The sequence below is a fragment of the Nitrosomonas sp. ANs5 genome (genome assembly GCF_050584665.1).
Classification (GTDB): domain Bacteria; phylum Pseudomonadota; class Gammaproteobacteria; order Burkholderiales; family Nitrosomonadaceae; genus Nitrosomonas.
Window position 1 is genome coordinate 1 of record NZ_JBEUDO010000057.1, and the last position, 18,456, is coordinate 18,456.

The window sequence follows — 18,456 nt, forward strand, 5'->3', positions numbered from 1 at the left end:
GGATTTATGATTTTATGAATGACAAGAAAGTGCTGATATCAACCCTGTTTCCGGTCGAGTAAAAATAGAGAATTTATCATTTAGATATAGAGGAATATGGTTGAAACTGAGAAGCTTAGGATTGATAGCAAGATGCGAGTAGATCAAGCCATACTGCGGCGTAACATGGGCTTCAAACCGGCAGCAAACCATCCATGTCTAAAATTGTCTGTCGGGGAAAACCCTCCCCCGACAGACAGTACAGCAGCACCTTAGCAAATGAGGAAAAAGCGGAAATTTCTATTTGGTGTTGGTTTGATATAAATGGGAATTCGGATATTTTGTAGTGGCTTCTGTTTCAGGGCCGTGTCTGAGTGCGTGAAAGAAAACCGCAAAATAGCTTTGATCAATCAGTGCACCGAGTCGCTCAATTTCGGGAAGCATCAATACATGCAATTTTTGGAGGCTGTACCAGGGTACTCCCGGGTAGGCATGATGCCCGATATGATAGTTGATGTTGTTCCAAAAGAACGAATTTACTTTGTTGCTGATGATGGTACGAGTTCCGACCAATGGTCCGGCATCCCATGGACAGCCATAGTGCTCCGCTATGAATCGCATACTATTAAAAAAACCAAAAAAAATGAGGGGCCAAAACCATACATCAAATACTTTATGCGCGATGCCCTGGGATGCTGCCCAATAAAATACGGCCCACATCACAATTACGTGAAGCGCTATCTCACCCCAATGGATCAAAGCTTTCTTCCCACGCAAAACCATTAGCGGAAAAATCAACGCAAACTGAATCGCAGTTAAAAATACCCCAACGACCGCGTAAGCATAGAAAAGTATAAAATCACCCACACCACGTTTTCCCATCGTGAACGCATCCGGATCTTTCGGAGTGCGATTGTATCGATGATGAATAAGATGATCTTCTTTGAAAGAAGTGAACGAGATGATGAATGGAATCATTGCAAAAATTCCGAATGCCCAGTTCTTCCAACGCACTTTAAATAAAGTACTGTGCGTACAATCGTGCATAAAGGTCACGATCCCCATCTGTATATAGCCCATTCCTAAATAGCACAGCCAAGTCAACATCCAATGGCTTGAGTTCCAAGCGATCACACCAAGCATAAGCCAAATCCCGTAGAAAAATGGGATCTTCAGGTTCGGAGCCCAACGGTGCTGATATAGCTTTTTTAATTCCGCTGAATTGACTGCTGATATCATAGAAATTCCTTTCTCAAATATATAGTGCCAGCCCGAAAACCCTATTTATCGCCATTGAGCAATACAATTTTCAAGCTCCCTGAAGCCCTATAAGGAAGCCTTTGCTCAAAAGCAGATATTTTTTATGATTTGTTGAATATTTTTTGTTGCACAGTAAATAAATGATGCTGATCAGCACAAACGTTAGCATGCTGAGTAGCCATGCCAGAACGTATCTACCGTTTCAAACTCCTTGCAAAAACATCTACAACCTCACCTTTGTAGACAAACTAACCTGCGCCTGTCTCGCGGAGAAATTACAGCACAAAATGAGTCGGGTATGTACGTTATCGCACAGACGACAATTAATCCCGCCCTTAGAATCCAATTCATGGCCAGATAACCATAGGCACAATGGAAATAGCCTCGGTGGACACAAAACCAAAACCTGAAATGGAGAAATGAAGATGAAACTTTCCTACCTTTATATGCTTGTAATCGCCGCAACCATTCTGATGTTACCTGCCTGCAACCAATCACAAACAGGCGGTGAAAAGGTGATGGATAACGTTGATGATGCCCTTGACCGGCGACCCGGCGAAAAAATTCTTGATGCGACTGAAGATGCCGGCGACAAAATCAAGGAAATTGGCAAAGACGCCAAGGAAAACGTTAAAGACGCTACCAATTAGCATGCATCACACTTTACACTATCTTTTTCCTGATACATGAAACAGGTTATTTGCAATCGCTAATAAACTGGAGGAACAACTCATGGATTATGCAGGGTTATTAATTTTTATCGTCATCGGCGCAGTCGCAGGTTGGCTAGCCGGAATATTGATGGAAGGAAAAGGCTTCGGTCTCGTGGGCAACATTATTATTGGCATTGCCGGTGCCATTGCGGGCGGCCTCTTGTTCGGTCTTTTGGGGCTCATCGGATCAATCGTAACTGCTATCGTCGGAGCTGCATTATTACTATTTTTGGCTTGGGTTATCACGAAGTCCAAGAATCAATCCTGAATTAATTAACCAAGGAGATGCGTTATGAGTACGAAAGAAGCATATAAGCAAAAGTTAGAGGCTGAAGTGGAGCTCGCGCAGGCCAAATTGGCAGAGCTGAGAGCCGAAGCGAAGAGTTCTACAGCCGATACCCGCATCAAATACGATAAGCAGATAGCAGAGCTTGAGCAGAAGGTTGACGTGGCGAAGACCAAGATGAATGAACTCAACGAAGCAAGTGAGGGTGCGTGGGAACATCTTAAAGATGATGCAGAGCACGCCTGGGATAAACTCAGCAGCGCTGTTCGAGATACAGCCCAAAAACTGAAAGATAGGTTTAAAGATTAAATATACCGGCAGAACTGTTCCACGCTAATGCATGTACTGATCAGCGTGGGCATTGCCATTATTGAAAATAACTGCTCACAAGATTTTATTTAACCGAGGGATCAATAGAATTGACTTCTACCTCTCAGAATACTGCGTATTCGATGATCTCTGATCGACAAACAACCAAACGTAAATACCTCCCGGAAACGGCGGCTTTTTTTGCCCATTCAAGCCACTATCTACGCCCGCGTTAAACCCAAGGTTGGCATATTATGGCCCTATGGCGAGCAACACCCGAACGTAAACAGTCTCAGGGAGAAGAGATCGCGAACAGTATCAGCCATGGCATAGGGTTGGTTGCAGCGCTGGTGGGAACCCCCTTTCTCATCATGCATGCAGTGCAGCACGAAGATGCCGGATTTATCGTCGGCGTGAGTATCTTCGCGACAACAATGGTACTGCTCTATCTTGCCTCCACTCTCTATCATGCCCTGCCACAAGGCAAGGCTAAACGTGTGTTCAAGGTTATCGAACACTCTGCGATCTTTCTTCTGATCGCCGGCACTTACACTCCATTCACGCTGGGAGTGCTGCGCGGTGCATGGGGCTGGACACTCATTGGGATCGTCTGGAGCCTTGCCGCAATCGGGGTGGCACTGAAAGCGTTTGACAAGATGCACAACCCCATCATTTCCACCAGTCTTTATCTGCTCATGGGGTGGCTGATTCTGATCGCGATTTATCCGATGTATACCCGCTTGCCTGCATCTGGGCTACTATGGCTGGTAGCAGGGGGTGTGGCTTATACCATTGGCGTATTTTTTTTCGCGACTGATTCGCGCCTTCGATACGGCCATTTCATCTGGCATTTGTTTGTAATGGTAGGTACTGCATGCCATTACTTCGCAGTGCTCTGGTATGCTGCCTCCTAAGAGGCTGCCCGGGAATAGACCGATCTACTGCGCACGAGCCTGGCTGGTTGGATTTTACGATCTTTTCGTTGAATAGAACGACTTCGCCTCAAATGAACGAACAAAACCAACTTAACCAGACTCGGCCCCGCAACGAACGCTGCTCTCTGGCAATCTTTTAACCTCTTAGCCTTTTCTGCCTACAACCAGCAGAATTCCACCGATAAGGATTGCGCCAACACCTGCCCAGGCAGGCACATTGACATATTTCTTTTCATCAATCGATAAGCTCAGCGCCCCGATATCAGCCTGATGAGTCTCCGTGATGAAACTAAAACCGCCATATACAACTGCGAGAACACCTGCAATGATCAGTATAATTGCTACAATTCTTAATGACCCCATCTTGCTCTCCTTTCAAAGGTAAAATACTCATTTGTATGCAGAATAGTGACCTAATATCCCAATTTGGCAAATCATCTCCTGCCTTGAATGACACGAACCAGAATCACGATAATTGCTATGACCAATAGAATATGAATAAGCCCCCCCATAGTGGCAGACGAAACCAGCCCCAGCACCCATAAAACTATCAACACTATTGCAATGATTTCCAACATAGTGCTACCCCCGGTAATTTTGTGACAGAGACCCGTTTCATAAAAGACTATATGTTATGATCAATCCGGTCTGTGCGATGACGCACACAAAGGCTAACCTTCCGTTCACCGCATTACCGCAGCCTACGGAACAAGCCCGTGTTTAAACTACCCTAGGAGGCTATCCGAGAATAGCGATCGTAGCGAGGGCGAGGCTGGTTGAGTTGGATTTTTCGATCATTTGAAGCGATTAGTCGTTCTATTTAACGAAATTGGATCGTAAAATCCAGCCAATCAGGCTCGCCCGCAGTAGATCAGTCTATTCTCGGACAGCCTCCTAGCAGATCCTTATTAGATGGAAACTGCTATGTCTACCCCCCCTCTGCCGCAACAAAACCATCTTTTGGCTGCTTTATCGGCGGAAGTCCAGGATCGTCTACTCCCTCATCTTGAACTTGTACCGATGCCACTTGGCAAAGTTTTGTATGAATCCGGGGATACCTTGCGTTATGTCTATTTTCCTACCAACTCCATCGTGTCGCTGCTCTATGTCATGGAAAGCGGTGCATCGGCAGAAATATCGGTGGTAGGTAACGATGGCATCATCGGTATTTCCTTATTCATGGGCGGTGATAGCACGCCGAGCCGGGGGATCGTGCAAAGCGCTGGCTACGCATACCGGCTCTTGGGACAACAGCTTAAGAATGAGTTTAATCGCCATGGCGAGCTATTGGTGCTGATGCTGCGCTACACACAGGCCCTGATTACACAAATGGCTCAGACAGCGGTCTGCAATCGTCATCACTCTATTGATCAGCAACTGTGCCGCTGGCTTCTGCTTTCGATGGACCGCCTGTCGGATAACCAATTGACGATGACACAGGAACTGATCGCCAATATGCTTGGTGTGCGCCGTGAAGGTGTCACCGAGGCAGCCGGGAAATTACAGAAACTCGGCGTAATCGAATATCACCGCGGACATATCAAGGTACTGGATCGACCCAAACTTGAGCAATTGAGTTGTGAATGTTATGCCGTTGTCAAGAGAGAAACCGATCGTCTGTTACCCTACAAGTACCCACACTAAGTTATACTTCGCGCGGTCACATTTGCGGTTTTCTGACGCGCTCTTTTGTCCGATAGCGGCGTTGCGAGAACAGTTACATAGCTTGTGCTATGCGCCTGTTTTCACGCCTTGCCCTCGAACAAAATAGCATTGCCATAAAATCCGCAAACATGACCGCGCTAAGCATAGTTTGCAGTGTGAGGGATGGCTTGTGATCACCGTCAACGCTGCAATACACAATATATCGCCGAAAGACTTACTCACCTCAGATCTTCCTCAAGCATTGTATTAGCCTACCCTTTGTGCCTTAGCGAACAGACAATAATGTAATTGTCGACCAAGCTGGATTTATTCCGGGATTGCTTAGCACCTTTCTCGCCCCATCTACTAGATTCCTTTATGCCATTACTACAGGGTATTTAAATGTCGACGGCAGAAGTGGCGCAAGTTATCAACCAACTGATTGAGCGGTTACCGCGCAAGGAACGAAATGGTATTTTAAAACGCTGCGAGACGGTAGAGCTAGTCGTCGGCACCACCCTGTGTGAACCCAATCAGTCATTTCAGCATGTATACTTTCCGCTTTCCGGCTTCATCTCACTGCTGACAACAATTGACGGTCACCAACCACTGGAAACAGCGCTTATCGGTAACGAAGGCATGCTCGGCGCGACACTCGCATTGGGCGTCAATGCCGCACCAGAGCGTGCAGTGGTGCAAGGTGCTGGCACTGCGTTAAGAATGACCGTCGCGCAGTGCCGGTTGGCATTGCGCGACAGCACCAACTTGCTGCGTATATTCAACCGCTATCTGTATGTACAGATAGCACAATTATCGCAAACTGGCGCCTGCACGCATTTCCATAAGATTGGACCACGGCTGGTACGCTGGTTGTTAATGACGCATGACCGTGCACACGCTGATCATTTTTATCTCACGCATAAATACCTCGCTGACATGCTCGGCGTGCGCAGAAGTAGCATCACCATCGCTGCAGGTATACTCCAACGGAAAAAGCTTATCAGCTATAACCGCGGTGAGATTCTTATTCTTGACCGGAAAGGACTTGAAGCAGCTTGCTGCGAATGTTACGACATCATGAGCGATCACTATGCAAGGCTGCTTGCTTAGCCTAGTACTCCGTTCCGCCAAAACGCTTACATGAAATCGCGCCTTCGCCTGTCATGCGTTGTTGCAAATCCTCGCCATAGCTACGGCTATGACTGCGGTTTGCGCCTAGCCTGGCAGGCGAATCCATCGATTTCATTTGTAAGCTAATACGGGGACGGAGTACTAGGAGGCTGTCCGAGAATAGCGATCGTAGCGAGGGCAAGGCTGGTTGAATTGGATTTTTCGATCATTTGAGGCGAATAGTCGTTCTATTTAACGAAAAGGATCGTAAAATCCGGCCAATCAGGCTCGTCCGCAGCAGATCACTTCGCTGTTCTCGGACAGCCTCCTAGATTCTGGCTACCGTCCTTCTTGTGCAGGCCGGTAAGTACCACAATATCCAGGTTAAACACCCTCCCGCGCTTTCAGCCAGCCGGAGAACTCGCCACCCAGCTCCGGATGCGCGGACGCAATGTCCACGCTGGCCTGCAACAGGCCAAGCCTGCTACCACAGTCATAACGTTTTCCGTGGTAACGGTAAGCCAACACCTGCTCAGAATCAAGCAGAGCGGCAATACCATCAGTGAGTTGTATTTCACCACCCATACCGCGCGGTTGCGCGCGAATACGCTCGAACACTTCTGCAGTCAGGATATAACGTCCCGCGACGGCCAGGTTACTCGGTGCAACGCTGGGATGTGGTTTCTCAACCAGGCCGGTGATCCTGAGAATATCTGGTTTTAACATTTCTCCTTGCACGATACCATAACGACCAGTTTGATCCTTCGGTACTTCCTGAACGGCCAGAATACTACAACGATATTGATCGAAAAGGTCGGTCATTTGCTGCATGACAGGTGGGTCGCCGACCATCAAGTCGTCAGCCAACAATACCGCGAAAGGCTCACCGCGAACCAGGCGTTCGGCGCACAATACGGCGTGACCCAGGCCTAACGCCCTGGATTGGCGTATGTATACACACTCCATGTCATCCGGCTTAATCGCATTAACAATCGCAATGAGTGCATCCTTGCCATGAGCAGCCAGCTCAGCCTCCAGCTCATAAGCCGTATCGAAATGGTCTTCAATGGCGCGTTTATTACGGCCTGTCACAAAGATCATTTCACGTATGCCTGCAGCATAAGCCTCTTCCACTGCGTATTGAATAAGCGGCTTATCAACAACCGCCAGCATTTCTTTCGGCGAAGCCTTGGTAGCCGGCAAGAATCGCGTTCCCAAACCAGCAACCGGAAAAATCGCCTTGGTGATAGCCTGTTGATTACTGTTATGCATGAATGCGCCCTCAAAAAATTATATGCCTCTATACAGTTTTCAGTAGCATGTATAAGCTCAGGATAAATCCATTATTAGTATTGCGGCGCGTAAACGTACCCTACGCACGGCGGTTGCTGCCACTGAAACGTGTAGGGTGCATTCCATGCACCGCGCTGAAACTGAGAATAGTTCAGAAATATAAAAAATTATTATTTGATGGCAGTCTGGAAAAGCCGCCTAAAGTCCATCAGAATCGGGAGCAACGCATTGTTGTGACGAAATATCAACTTCTCGATATGCCCTTTATTGTAACCCCCCTCAGTAACAAGGCAAGCAGTTAAATCCACGATAGATATCGACTACTCTCTTGAGCAAGGCGCTTACCCCTGTTTATCCTGATCATCGACACGACTGGACGGAATGGCTACGCTTACTTCAGCCGAGTGATCCTGACGATCGTCAACCAATTGGATTGTTTTGTCGGGGCATTCGACGCCGTCCAGCGTAACGCGCATGACACTACCTTGTGCAGCATCACTGGCATCCATTTGCGACACGATGATATGGTAGACGGTTTCCCTATAGCGGTAATGCAGTTTGAACGCTTGCCAGGAAGTAGGCAGACAGGGAGTAAAATGCAGTTTGTCCACATCCAGCCTCAGGCCAAGCAAGGACTCCACAATCAACCGGTACATCCAGCCAGCTGAGCCCGTGTACCAGCTCCACCCCCCACGACCGGCATGCGGCGAAACCGCATAGACATCGGCGGCGACGACATAGGGCTCAGCTTTGTAGGTCGCAATACCCGCTGCTGATTTTCCATGGTTCACTGGATTAATCATCGTTAGCAATTCCCACGCACGCTGGCTGTCGCCCAGGGTGGCGAAAGCCATGACGGTCCAAATAGCGGCGTGGGTGTATTGCCCACCATTCTCACGCACACCGGGAACATAACCTTTAATGTAGCCAGGATCCAGATCCGATTTATCGAATGGTGGATCCAGGAGCTGGATCAAGGCGTGATCGTGCCGCACCAGTCGCGCATAGACGGCGTCCATACCCTTACGCGAGCGTGTGGCATCCCCTGCGCCGGAGAGCACCGACCAGCTTTGCGAGATCGAATCGATCTGGCATTCGCTGTTAGTCACCGTCCCCAGCGCGGTACCATCGTCGAAGTAAGCGCGACGATACCATTCGCCGTCCCAAGCAGTTTGCTCGATACGCTGGCGAAGTTGCTCGGCTTCGCTCCGGCACTGTTCAGCAAAAGCCACATCGCCCTGTCGTTGTGCCAGTTCGGTGAAGCATTCCAGTACTTCGTACAGGAAGAAGCCAAGCCAGACACTTTCACCCTTGCCATGTATGCCCACCAGATTCATGCCATCGTTCCAGTCCCCGGAACCGATCAACGGGAGGCCATGGTCGCCAAACGTCAAGCCATGTCGAATGGCGCGTACACAGTGCTGGTAGAGGCTGGCGGACTCGCTGGAGTGCTCTGGCAAATCATAGTATGAATCATCTTCGGAACCGACTGGACGACCCTCGAGAAAGGGAACGGATTCATCCAGCACACCTGTATCGCCGGTGCATAACACATAACGACTCACTGCCAGCGGCAGCCAGAGATAATCATCGGAACAACGGGTACGCACACCGCGGCTGGACGGTGGGTGCCACCAATGCTGAACATCTCCTTCCACGAACTGATGTGCCGCGCACAGCAACAATTGCTCGCGCACGCGTTGTGGCTCGGCATGAATCAACGCCATCACATCCTGCAACTGGTCACGGAAGCCGAAAGCACCGCCCGATTGATAATAGCCACTACGCGCCCAGAGACGACAGGCAAGTGTTTGATAGATGAGCCAACCATTGGCCAGCACGTTGAGAGACGAATCCGGCGTTTCCACCTGGACTGCGCCGAGGGTATGGTTCCAGTACTGCCATACCGCTTCCAGCGCTGTGCGAGCGGCGGCCGGTCCTCGAAAACGGCGCACCAGATTGCGCGCATCATCAGCACCACGCCTGCCGGCCTGACCTAAGCGGAAGATGATCTCGCGCTCCTGTCCGTCGGCCAAGTCAAAACTCACCTGGATCGCAGCGCAAGGATCCAATCCTGCGCCTGTCTTGCCTGAAAGCCGCGTATGCACCATCGCTGCTGGGTTATTGAGCGAACCGTTACGTCCAATGAATTCAGAACGATCGCAACTGATCGAACGATTGGTTTCATCCACGTCAAAGAAAGCAATCCGACCGGTGAATTCCGTGTTGTAAGGGTTATGGGCGAACAGCGCACCACTACCGGCATCGACTTCAGTGGTGACGTGCATGGTCGATTTCGGTCGCAAATCACCCAGCACCCACTCCACGTAGCCCGTCGCGGAGAGTCGCCGCGGACGACCTGATGCGTTACGCACCTTCAATACTGAGAATTTGACCGCAGCATCGATGGCCACGTATACCCACAGCTCCGAGACAATCCCTCCTTCAGTATGTTCGAATACGCTATAGCCGAATCCGTGCCGGCTGACATATGGATTTACGCCTCGGCAGGGCAACGGCGTGGGAGACCAGAAATAACCGCTCTCTTCATCGCGCAAGTAAAAAGCTTCACCGCTCCCATCGGAAACCGGGTCGTTATGCCAGGGTGTGAGGCGGAATTCATGTGCGTTTTCACTCCAGGTATAAGCTTGACCGTTCTCGGAAATGACTGTGCCAAAATGCGCATTCGCCAATACATTCACCCATGGCGCGGGCGTCACCTGCGTGGCAGTGGTGGTAATGACGTACTCGTGCCCATCCGGTGTAAACCCACCCAGTCCATTGTGCAGAATGAGATCACGCTGTGGTAACGCATTACTGCCTGGAGAATCGGCATGCCGGCTCGTGTTCGGCCGGATACGTGGCATCCGCGTATCCCTCAGGATGCGACGATTGATTTGCTCCGCCAGGGTTCCCCGGCTATCCGTTATGATAGCGCGCGCAACCGATTGGAACAGAATACGGTCTTCATTCGATATCTGTTCCGCACGTCGCACGAAGATGCCACCCGGCCGATCGATGACATGCGCCTCGGTGCCCGCTGCAATCAAACCGATAATTTGGTCCTGGAGCAATTGCCGGTAACCGGCACGGTCTTCGTTCCAGATCACCAGATCCACCGCCAGCCCTTTTAAACGCCAGTAGGCGTGAGCCTGGACCAATTGGCGCACCAATTCGATATTGGTTGCGTCGCGAATGTGCAGCAGGACGATGGGCAAATCGCCGGAAATAGCGTAGCTCCATAAACCGGATTGCCCGCGACGATTCTGCATCAAAATACTGGTTTCGGCGCGCAGCGAGTCGTTGGCATAGACAATAGAATTGGCCAGGCGTCCATAGAGTTGCGCATCGGCCTCGCTGGCATTAAGCTGGCGCAACACCACTTGGGCATGTGTCCAGGCAACATCAAAGACACGATCCGCGAGCCGCCTATCCTGGTATCTTTCGACCAAACTTAACGCGCCATCACGGGTCTCCCCCATGCCGCTTACCATATCCAGGGTGATCGTTTGTTCCGGATCAAGTGTAATGGCAAGGCGAATCGCAACAATCGGATCCAATACCGAACCCTGGCTGCCCGAAAGCATGTCTGGTGATTCGCCGCTCAGTACTTGTGGGTTGGCAGCAGTATGGCCACGACCGATAAATTGCATCCGGTCCGTCTCATAAGAGATGGAATCGATAACCTCTCCATGTGCCGTCATCATGTGAAACATCCAGGATGTTTGCTCGGTAGCCGAGCGCGGTCGGCGCGTGCAAAGTATCGCTTGGCGTTTCTCGTCAATCTCGGTCTGCACGAACAGATTGCTGAAGGCCGGATGCAATGCATCTGCGGCTGGCACGGCAAGCACCACTTCCGCGTAGCTTGTTACCGAGATCGCACGGCGAGTACTGGTGCGGTTAGTGATGCGTATGCGACGCAGCTCGATATCATCTTCAGGTGATACCACGATCTCAGTATAGGTTTCAAAATTGCCGTCGCCTATCGAATCACGACGACGAAATTCAGCGCGCCCCTCAGAGAAAGTGACCTCATAATGCTTCGGTTGCTTCAGTGTCGGCTGGTACGCAGTCGACCAGATTTCCCCGCTGTGTTCATCGCGCAAATAACAGAACGCCCCCCAGTGGTCGCATGTCGTGTCTTCACGCCAACGTGTGACGGCAAGATCTTTCCAGCGGCTATAGCCGCCGCCAGCATTGGTGACCATTACATGGTAGCGACCGTTGGACAACAACTGTACTTCCGGTATCGGCGTACTGGCACTGTTGAAAACGCGAATCGGCGCTTGTGCAGCACGGGAGGTCAGTTGAATGTCGGAAAACTGGGCGATACGTGGAAAGAACGTTGCTGTCCGAGGAATCCGCTCCTGCAGCAGCAGCAAGGTCGCCTGGAACAGTGGCTCCGACTCAAAGCGTTTTTGCATTGGACGATCTAGCAGTAAACTGGCCAGAGAAAGCAGACTCATTCCCTGGTGATGTGCCATATAAGATCGCACCACCGTACTCGATTCCCCGCGTCGTTGACGTGACGGGGTATAGTCAATGGCTTCATAAAAACCGAATTTTCCTTCCAGCCCTTCCGCGGCGAGTTGCTGCAAATTCAAGCAGGCCGCCTCGGGCGACACCATCAGCGCCAGCACCGTGGCATAGGGTGCAACCACCAGGTCATCGGCGAGACCACGTTTGAGCCCAAGACCAGGCACGCCAAATGCCCGGTACTGATAGTTGAGATGGACGTCAACCAGGTTATAGCCGGATTCAGACATACCCCAAGGTATGCTGCGCTGCTTTCCGTACTCGATCTGCCGTGCCACAGCCGCTTTATAAGTTTGATCTAGTAACGTGTTATGAAAGGTTGGCATCACCAGGAGCGGCATCAGGTACTCGAACATTGAGCCGCTCCACGACAACAGGACGGGTTCGCCGCCAGCGGTCGTAAGCAGACGTCCCAGGGCGAACCAACTCTCCTGCGGCACCTGCCCCTGCGCGATCGCGACGAAATTGATCAATCTTGCTTCCGAAGCCAGCAAGTCGTAGTAACTCGTATCCCGCCGCAGTTCATCCACGTTGTACCCAATCGCCAGTAGACGCGATGATTTGTCATATAGAAAATCATACGTCATGGACGCAAATTCACCTGATTGCCAAGCAAGCCGTTCGACAGTCGCAATCCGTTCAGTAGCGCGACGACTCGCTTGCATGATGCAGCGTCGGAACTCATGCAACCATTCGGATTCTGCTGATGTCGCATGCCTCGCGAAGGACACACCGAGCCGCTGTTCAATTGCCGCCAACCATTCGCCTTCGATGTTCGCCAATTCCCGCAGTGTTGGGATTGCGTCGCTGCTGAAGTTATCGTCAAGCAACCCGTTCGGTGCGGCTGGCAACACTAGCCAAGGGGCGAGAAAAGTCAACTCATCAAGGGCAGCGCGGCATTGTCTGACGAGCGCATGCGCCCACCACACTGCATCACTCTCCGAAGTTGTCTCAGAAATGACCGCGCTGGCATGATCCAGTGCCGGGTGGTGCGTGGAATCCGTATCTGCATCCAGGTACCCCCCAGTTTCCGCGCGCCATTTTTCTCCGGCAGACACCACTGCGCTATCTGATTGATGCAGCTTTGGAGAAATAGCCTCGATATGCTCGGCGAATTTCTCCACATGCTTAGTCAGTTGATTGAGGCGATGCCATGCCAGTGCGAGCGTAGTCGGCGAGGAATTGCATGCAGACTCGATATCTGCCTGCAATGAAGCGAGCAGATCCGACTGGGTGCTGCCTGCTGCATCCACCAGAATTCCGAGCGCATCTTGAAGCCCATGGAACCAGCGTAGGTCGAGAATTTTGTCGTCTGCAAGCGTGAGTAGCCCAGAGCGCAAGGTCAATAGATGGCCTGCGAGATTTCCGCTATCCACTGTCGAAACGTAAGCCGGATGTAGCAGTTTCAACGATTGCGTATCGTACCAGTTATAGAAGTGGCCACGATACCGCTCCAGTGCTTGCATGGTATCGAAGGTATTTGCCGTACGCTCGATGAGTTGCCCGGCTGGGATATAGCCGAAATCGTATGCGGATAAATTCGCAAGTAGCGCTACGCCGATATTGGTTGGTGAAGTGCGATGCGCAACGGCCGCGCCGCGATATTCCTGATAGTTATCCGGTGGCAGCCAATGATCTTCCGGGCCGACAAAAGTCTCGAAGAATGCCCAAGTCTTGCGAGAAAGTTTACGCAAGAAAATAGTCTGCTCAGCTGTCAGCTGTACCGCACGGCGAGCAAGCGGCCGGTTCATCCACCAGACAATCGCGGGCGAACACAACCACAGCAGCAAGATGGGCGCCGCGACTACGAGCGCAATAGGTTTGTATAACAGCAAATAGAGTATTGCAGCCATAGCGATCATCGGGGCGACCCACATCATACGCAAGGTCGCGACAAAATCCGTGCGGCTGGTTCGTTTAGCCTCACCCGACGGATTCCATTCAAGTAACCGTCTTTGGGTGAACAACATACGCCATGCGGTACGCACAATTGCACCCAGGCTGAACCAGGCTTCGAAGGGAAGGCATGCCAGCGTAAAGACCACCTGCGCCAAGCGTTGACTTACGGTATCAAGTACAGCGGCAAGGTGCTGGCGTAACCCTACCTCGGATGGCTTGCGAAAAATTTCTACAACCGAGCTAATCAAGGGGGGAATCAGAACTGTGCTGATCAGCACCAAAGTCCAGATCCAAGGTGATGCAAGCACGACCCAGCCCAGCAGCAATAGCAGCAGCATTGCTGTTGGCACTAGGCTGCGCCGCAGGTTATCGAACAGTTTCCAGTGCGATAAATTTGAAAGCGGGTTTTTGAGTCGCTGTTTATCGGGACCGGGAACGCGAGGAAACAGCCAGCCCAACAATTGCCAATCGCCACGTATCCAGCGATGTCGGCGGCTGACATCCATGCTGTAGTGAGCGGGGTAATCCTCGTACACATGCACGTCACTCAATAAGCCGGCGCGGACATAGCATCCTTCCAGCAAATCGTGGCTAAGAATCCGGTTTTCGGGAAAGCGCCCATTCAATGTCCGCTCGAAAGTATCCACCTCATAGATACCCTTACCGATGAACGAACCTTCGCCGAACACGTCTTGGTAGACATCAGAAATGGCGCGCGTGTAGGGGTCGATACCGGTTTCACCTCCATGCAAGTGTGCATAGCGCGAGCGGTTATTACCTTCCAGGCTCACGCTGACACGTGGCTGAAGAATTCCATAACCCTCATGTACGCGCTGCAGGTGTTCGTCATAGCGAGGCCGATTCAGTGGATGGGACATGGCAGCTACAAGTTGTTGTGCGACGTCACGCGGTAGCTGCGTATCTGTATCCAGCGTAATGACATACTTCACGTTTGTGAGGCAAGCCGTATCCCCAACAATGCATGCGAAGCGTTTATCTGCATTGCTGTACGTTCCATCTCCCAGCAACAAGGCATTCAAGTCGGCAAGTTTGCCACGCTTACGCTCATAGCCCATCCAGATGCGTTCTTGCGGATTCCAGCGGCGTGGACGATGAAAAAGAAAGAAAATGCTCTTGTCTGCAGTGCCGTATTTTGTATTGAGCGTCTCAATCCGATCCTGGGCCAGCTGTAACAACGGTTCGTCTTCGGCGAGCGCTTCTTCATGTGCATCTCGAAAATCAGTCAATAGGCCAAAATAGAGATTATCATCTTGATTTGCTAAAAAACGGACTTCCAGCGCTTCGACCAAATCGTCGACACTTTGTAGGTTACTAAGCATCGTCGGCACAACCACCAATGTCCGAGATTGCGCCGGAATACCAGCGGAGAAATCCATGCGTGGCAACGGGTGCGGGACCACGAAAAAGGTTGCCAGCCAATTCACCAGGGCAAGCGCCAGCTGGCTGGCAGGCAGCAGCGTGAGGACACCGATCAACAGGGCAAATTCATCTGACACACTCTGCGTATAAGCTATCGCCGTCAGGCTAGCGCTGAACAGCAGTGTTAGCAGCGCGATCAGTCCAAGGTAGACACCCAATGAGCGCTGCGACCCCATTTTCGCGAGCGCGGCCACAAGGGAGAAACGCATTTGCGCACTTGTTTCAAGCGCCTGCAAGCCTCGGTCAATCAGGTAGAAACCGACATGCGCCGTGCGTTCGCCATCATCCGGATGCGTTACCTGAGCCTTATGCGCGAGCTGAACCGCACTGCGCGCTATCTCAACTTCAGTAAGGGAACTCCGCTTTGCAATCTTTTCAATCACATGCCGATAACGGTCACGAGTGGCAAAATCCATCTTGCCATAGGCACCACCCGGATCTTCGCGCAATGTTCGTTCGACGACACTCATGCTCTCGACGAATTCTCGCCAATCCATCCCGCCCAGAAAACGTAAGCTGCCGATGCTGTGGCTAATAGAAACCTGATCAGCAGCCTGATGCTGATTTTCTGACTGCACTAACCGCTCTATAGTCAACCCCGACTCGGCAAGCACTTGCTCAATCCAGGTCAGTGGCAAAGCCAAGGCGTGGCCATGCCCTTGCAGCCGACGCGCAAATTCCGCTACGAACGGCGTTGACATCGGCGGCTTCGAGTGTGCCATGTCTGCTATTACTAGCACCAGGCTTTTAGGGTCCGTCTCCGCGACTGCCACCAGCTTCTCTGCCCACACATTGGCAAGGTCACAGTCGATCCGATCGGCGGTGATACGAATGGCAACGCGCCGCAGGTTCTCAATCAGTGCCAGCCGCAACATAATGGGGATAGCCCATAGCTCGCCTAATTTGAGCGCACTTACCGTCTGGTAAGCCTCAACAAAGCGACTGAGACTTTCCGAGTCTACACGCCCATCACCATGAGAAATAATCTCCAGCGCGATATCATAAACACGCGGCAGCCCAGCCGAAGGCCCATTCGATAAACGGGGTAATTCCCGGCTATACCCTTTAGGCATGTGACGCCTGGCGGTGCGAATCTGCTCTTCGATTAAATAAAAATTATCGAGCAGCCACTCGCTGGCTGGCGTGATCTGCTGGTTAGCCCTTACTGCCGCCGTAAGCCGTCCACAGACTTCGATCAATACCGCCTCGTTTGCCGCCAAGCGCGGCATCAAGTGATCTTGCGGGCGCTCTCGCGCCAATTCGTGCATGGCCGCGAGATCCCTGCCTCGCTGCTCCATCTGATCTGCGCTGAATAATTCCGAGCGCAACGGCGGCTCATTGAAGGCGTCATTCAGGGGGATTCCACCTCGCAAGTTTACGCTCAAGCGGCGCAAATATTGAAAGAAGCGACTGGTATTGGACTTCATTTAGAAAGGCACTCCAATCTGGGCAGGCGTTTCAACACCCATTTCCCAGTAATACCAATGATTGGATGAATCAGAATCCAGCATACCGCCTCCTGTAAAAGTGCGTATCCAAGTGAAATGAATATGTATCCAGTACACGCTGTTCGTAGTAACGGCCTATCAAACTCACTCGTGCACGATCCAGGAAGGACTGAATCAAATACCCGGGTATTTGATTGTGTTACCGAACCAGAAAGCATCGCCGACACGGAGAAGCCGGCAACTAGGAGGCTGTCCGAGAATAGACTGATCTACTGCGGATGAGCCTGATTGACCGGATTTTACGATCCTTTTCGTTAAATAGAACGACTATTCGCCTCAAATGATCGAAAAATCCAACTCAACCAGCCTCGCCCTCGCTACGATCGCTATTCTCGGACAGCCTCCTAGTTTTAAGAAGTTCTGAACAGGCCTGATTACCTCATTCCCACGCAGACGGGGCCTGAAAAAGCTAGTGTACGAGACATCCCATTCCCTCGACTTCAATTGAAGAAGGAAAGTATTTATGACTTATCCACAAGCTCCTTGAGTGAGGTTTGCTTGCCCCTGCGATGCCTTACGTATCATTCCCCTGCAATATAGACCGCATACGCTGACAATCAATAAATACAAGGGATGATAGTTAAACAATATAACAATCTACCGTCACTTGACTCGCATGTCATTTGTAACAGACTGCACACCCTTCACGCTACGCGCGACTTCAACCGCCCTATTGATCTCTGCCTGAGAACCAACAAAGCCACTCAGCTGGACGCGACCCTTAAAGGTTTCGACGTTGATTTCATAGGTTGACAGGGATGGCTCATTGAAAATTGCCGCTTTGACTTTCGTAGTAATGACAGAATCATCGATATAATCTCCGGTTCCTCGTTGACCTGGCGTCGATGCACAGCCCAAAAATGAAACCATCAGAACAGTTAAGAAGAAAGCGGATAAATGGAATTTAAATTGTGTCATGGCACGGTTCTCCCAGATACTTGATGGAGCTTGAACACCCCTCAACTCTTTAAAATCAAAGGGTACTTAGTTTGCTGCCTATACGATACCGATACGAAATTCGACATGAGATTCACGGCAGTTTTTGACTATCCGGCAAATATTCGCCAATTCGCAACTAGATTATTGCAGGGATACTAATTCCAGTATGTACGCTAGCGCACAAAGTGTCCTAAGTCAGCCTTTTTACACCCGCCTCGCACTTAGAGATTCTCGGTTAGAATCGGTATCCAATTAACAGGGCTGCTTACCCGATTTCTGCCCGTCCCTGGTTGCAAATGACACCTGTCTAAGAGGGAATTACGCGGATATCTTGTCCAGAGCGGCTTTATCCTGGTCGTCAGCACAGGAATTCACAGCTACCAGTGATTGAAGTCACTATATTTTTCATAAAAAGCTTCTAAAATGACAATATGGTGTTCCAAAAGGCGGGATGAATTGGTATAATCTTGGGCTTCGGGTCGTTAGCTCAGCTGGTAGAGCAGCGGACTTTTAATCCGTTGGTCGCGAGTTCGAATCTCGCACGGCCTACCAGACAAAATAAAAGGGTTACAAGTTTATGACTTGTAACCCTTTTTTCATGTGCG

Annotated in this window: 12 protein-coding genes and 1 tRNA gene; 7 read left to right on the forward strand and 6 right to left on the reverse strand. The window is 50.9% G+C overall.

From position 1 onward, the window contains the following. Nucleotides 1-279 precede the first annotated feature (279 nt). Complete coding sequence (locus tag ABTW62_RS11630; protein WP_430904749.1) at nt 280-1,218, reverse strand: fatty acid desaturase family protein; 939 nt, start codon at nt 1,216-1,218, stop codon at nt 280-282. A 440-nt stretch (nt 1,219-1,658) separates the two neighbouring features. Here ABTW62_RS11630 and ABTW62_RS11635 point away from each other — a divergent pair, with 440 nt between their 5' ends. The 4 genes from ABTW62_RS11635 to trhA all read left to right on the forward strand — a co-directional run bounded on the left by ABTW62_RS11635 (nt 1,659) and on the right by trhA (nt 3,461). Next, nucleotides 1,659-1,889, forward strand: coding sequence for a hypothetical protein (locus ABTW62_RS11635; protein WP_430904750.1), 231 nt, complete (start codon nt 1,659-1,661; stop codon nt 1,887-1,889). 82 nt (nt 1,890-1,971) lie between these two features. Next, nucleotides 1,972-2,220 (forward strand): GlsB/YeaQ/YmgE family stress response membrane protein, encoded by a 249-nt coding sequence (locus tag ABTW62_RS11640; protein ID WP_430904751.1) that lies wholly within the window; start codon nt 1,972-1,974, stop codon nt 2,218-2,220. A 24-nt stretch (nt 2,221-2,244) separates the two neighbouring features. Then, a complete protein-coding gene (locus ABTW62_RS11645; RefSeq protein ID WP_430904752.1) occupies nt 2,245-2,547 on the forward strand; it encodes a hypothetical protein in 303 nt (100 codons plus the stop codon). A 254-nt stretch (nt 2,548-2,801) separates the two neighbouring features. Next, the gene (gene trhA, locus ABTW62_RS11650; RefSeq protein WP_430904753.1) at nt 2,802-3,461 is read left to right on the forward strand and encodes a PAQR family membrane homeostasis protein TrhA; all 660 of its coding nucleotides are present in this window, start codon (nt 2,802-2,804) and stop codon (nt 3,459-3,461) included. 165 nt (nt 3,462-3,626) lie between these two features. Here trhA and ABTW62_RS11655 read toward each other — a convergent pair whose 3' ends face one another. Continuing rightward, on the reverse strand, nt 3,627-3,845 hold the full coding sequence (locus ABTW62_RS11655; RefSeq protein WP_430904754.1) for a hypothetical protein: 219 nt from the start codon (nt 3,843-3,845) through the stop codon (nt 3,627-3,629). A 71-nt stretch (nt 3,846-3,916) separates the two neighbouring features. Further along, on the reverse strand, nt 3,917-4,060 hold the full coding sequence (locus ABTW62_RS11660; RefSeq protein WP_430904755.1) for a lmo0937 family membrane protein: 144 nt from the start codon (nt 4,058-4,060) through the stop codon (nt 3,917-3,919). 346 nt (nt 4,061-4,406) lie between these two features. Here ABTW62_RS11660 and ABTW62_RS11665 point away from each other — a divergent pair, with 346 nt between their 5' ends. After that, nucleotides 4,407-5,126 (forward strand): Crp/Fnr family transcriptional regulator, encoded by a 720-nt coding sequence (locus tag ABTW62_RS11665; RefSeq protein WP_430904756.1) that lies wholly within the window; start codon nt 4,407-4,409, stop codon nt 5,124-5,126. Between the two features lie 402 nt (nt 5,127-5,528). Beyond that, complete coding sequence (locus ABTW62_RS11670) at nt 5,529-6,236, forward strand: Crp/Fnr family transcriptional regulator (RefSeq protein WP_430904757.1); 708 nt, start codon at nt 5,529-5,531, stop codon at nt 6,234-6,236. 384 nt (nt 6,237-6,620) lie between these two features. Here the strand turns inward: ABTW62_RS11670 and galU are convergent, their stop codons facing one another. The 3 genes from galU to ABTW62_RS11685 all read right to left on the reverse strand — a co-directional run bounded on the left by galU (nt 6,621) and on the right by ABTW62_RS11685 (nt 17,830). Beyond that, a complete protein-coding gene (gene galU, locus ABTW62_RS11675) occupies nt 6,621-7,508 on the reverse strand; it encodes a UTP--glucose-1-phosphate uridylyltransferase GalU (RefSeq protein ID WP_430904758.1) in 888 nt (295 codons plus the stop codon). A gap of 362 nt (nt 7,509-7,870) precedes the next feature. Continuing rightward, nucleotides 7,871-16,831: a GH36-type glycosyl hydrolase domain-containing protein gene (locus ABTW62_RS11680; protein WP_430904759.1), complete on the reverse strand. Its 8,961-nt coding sequence runs from the start codon at nt 16,829-16,831 to the stop codon at nt 7,871-7,873. 684 nt (nt 16,832-17,515) lie between these two features. Next, on the reverse strand, nt 17,516-17,830 hold the full coding sequence (locus ABTW62_RS11685) for a BON domain-containing protein (RefSeq protein ID WP_430904760.1): 315 nt from the start codon (nt 17,828-17,830) through the stop codon (nt 17,516-17,518). A 497-nt stretch (nt 17,831-18,327) separates the two neighbouring features. Here ABTW62_RS11685 and ABTW62_RS11690 point away from each other — a divergent pair. Next, nucleotides 18,328-18,403 (forward strand) — tRNA-Lys (locus ABTW62_RS11690). The last annotated feature ends 53 nt before the right edge of the window (nt 18,404-18,456 follow it).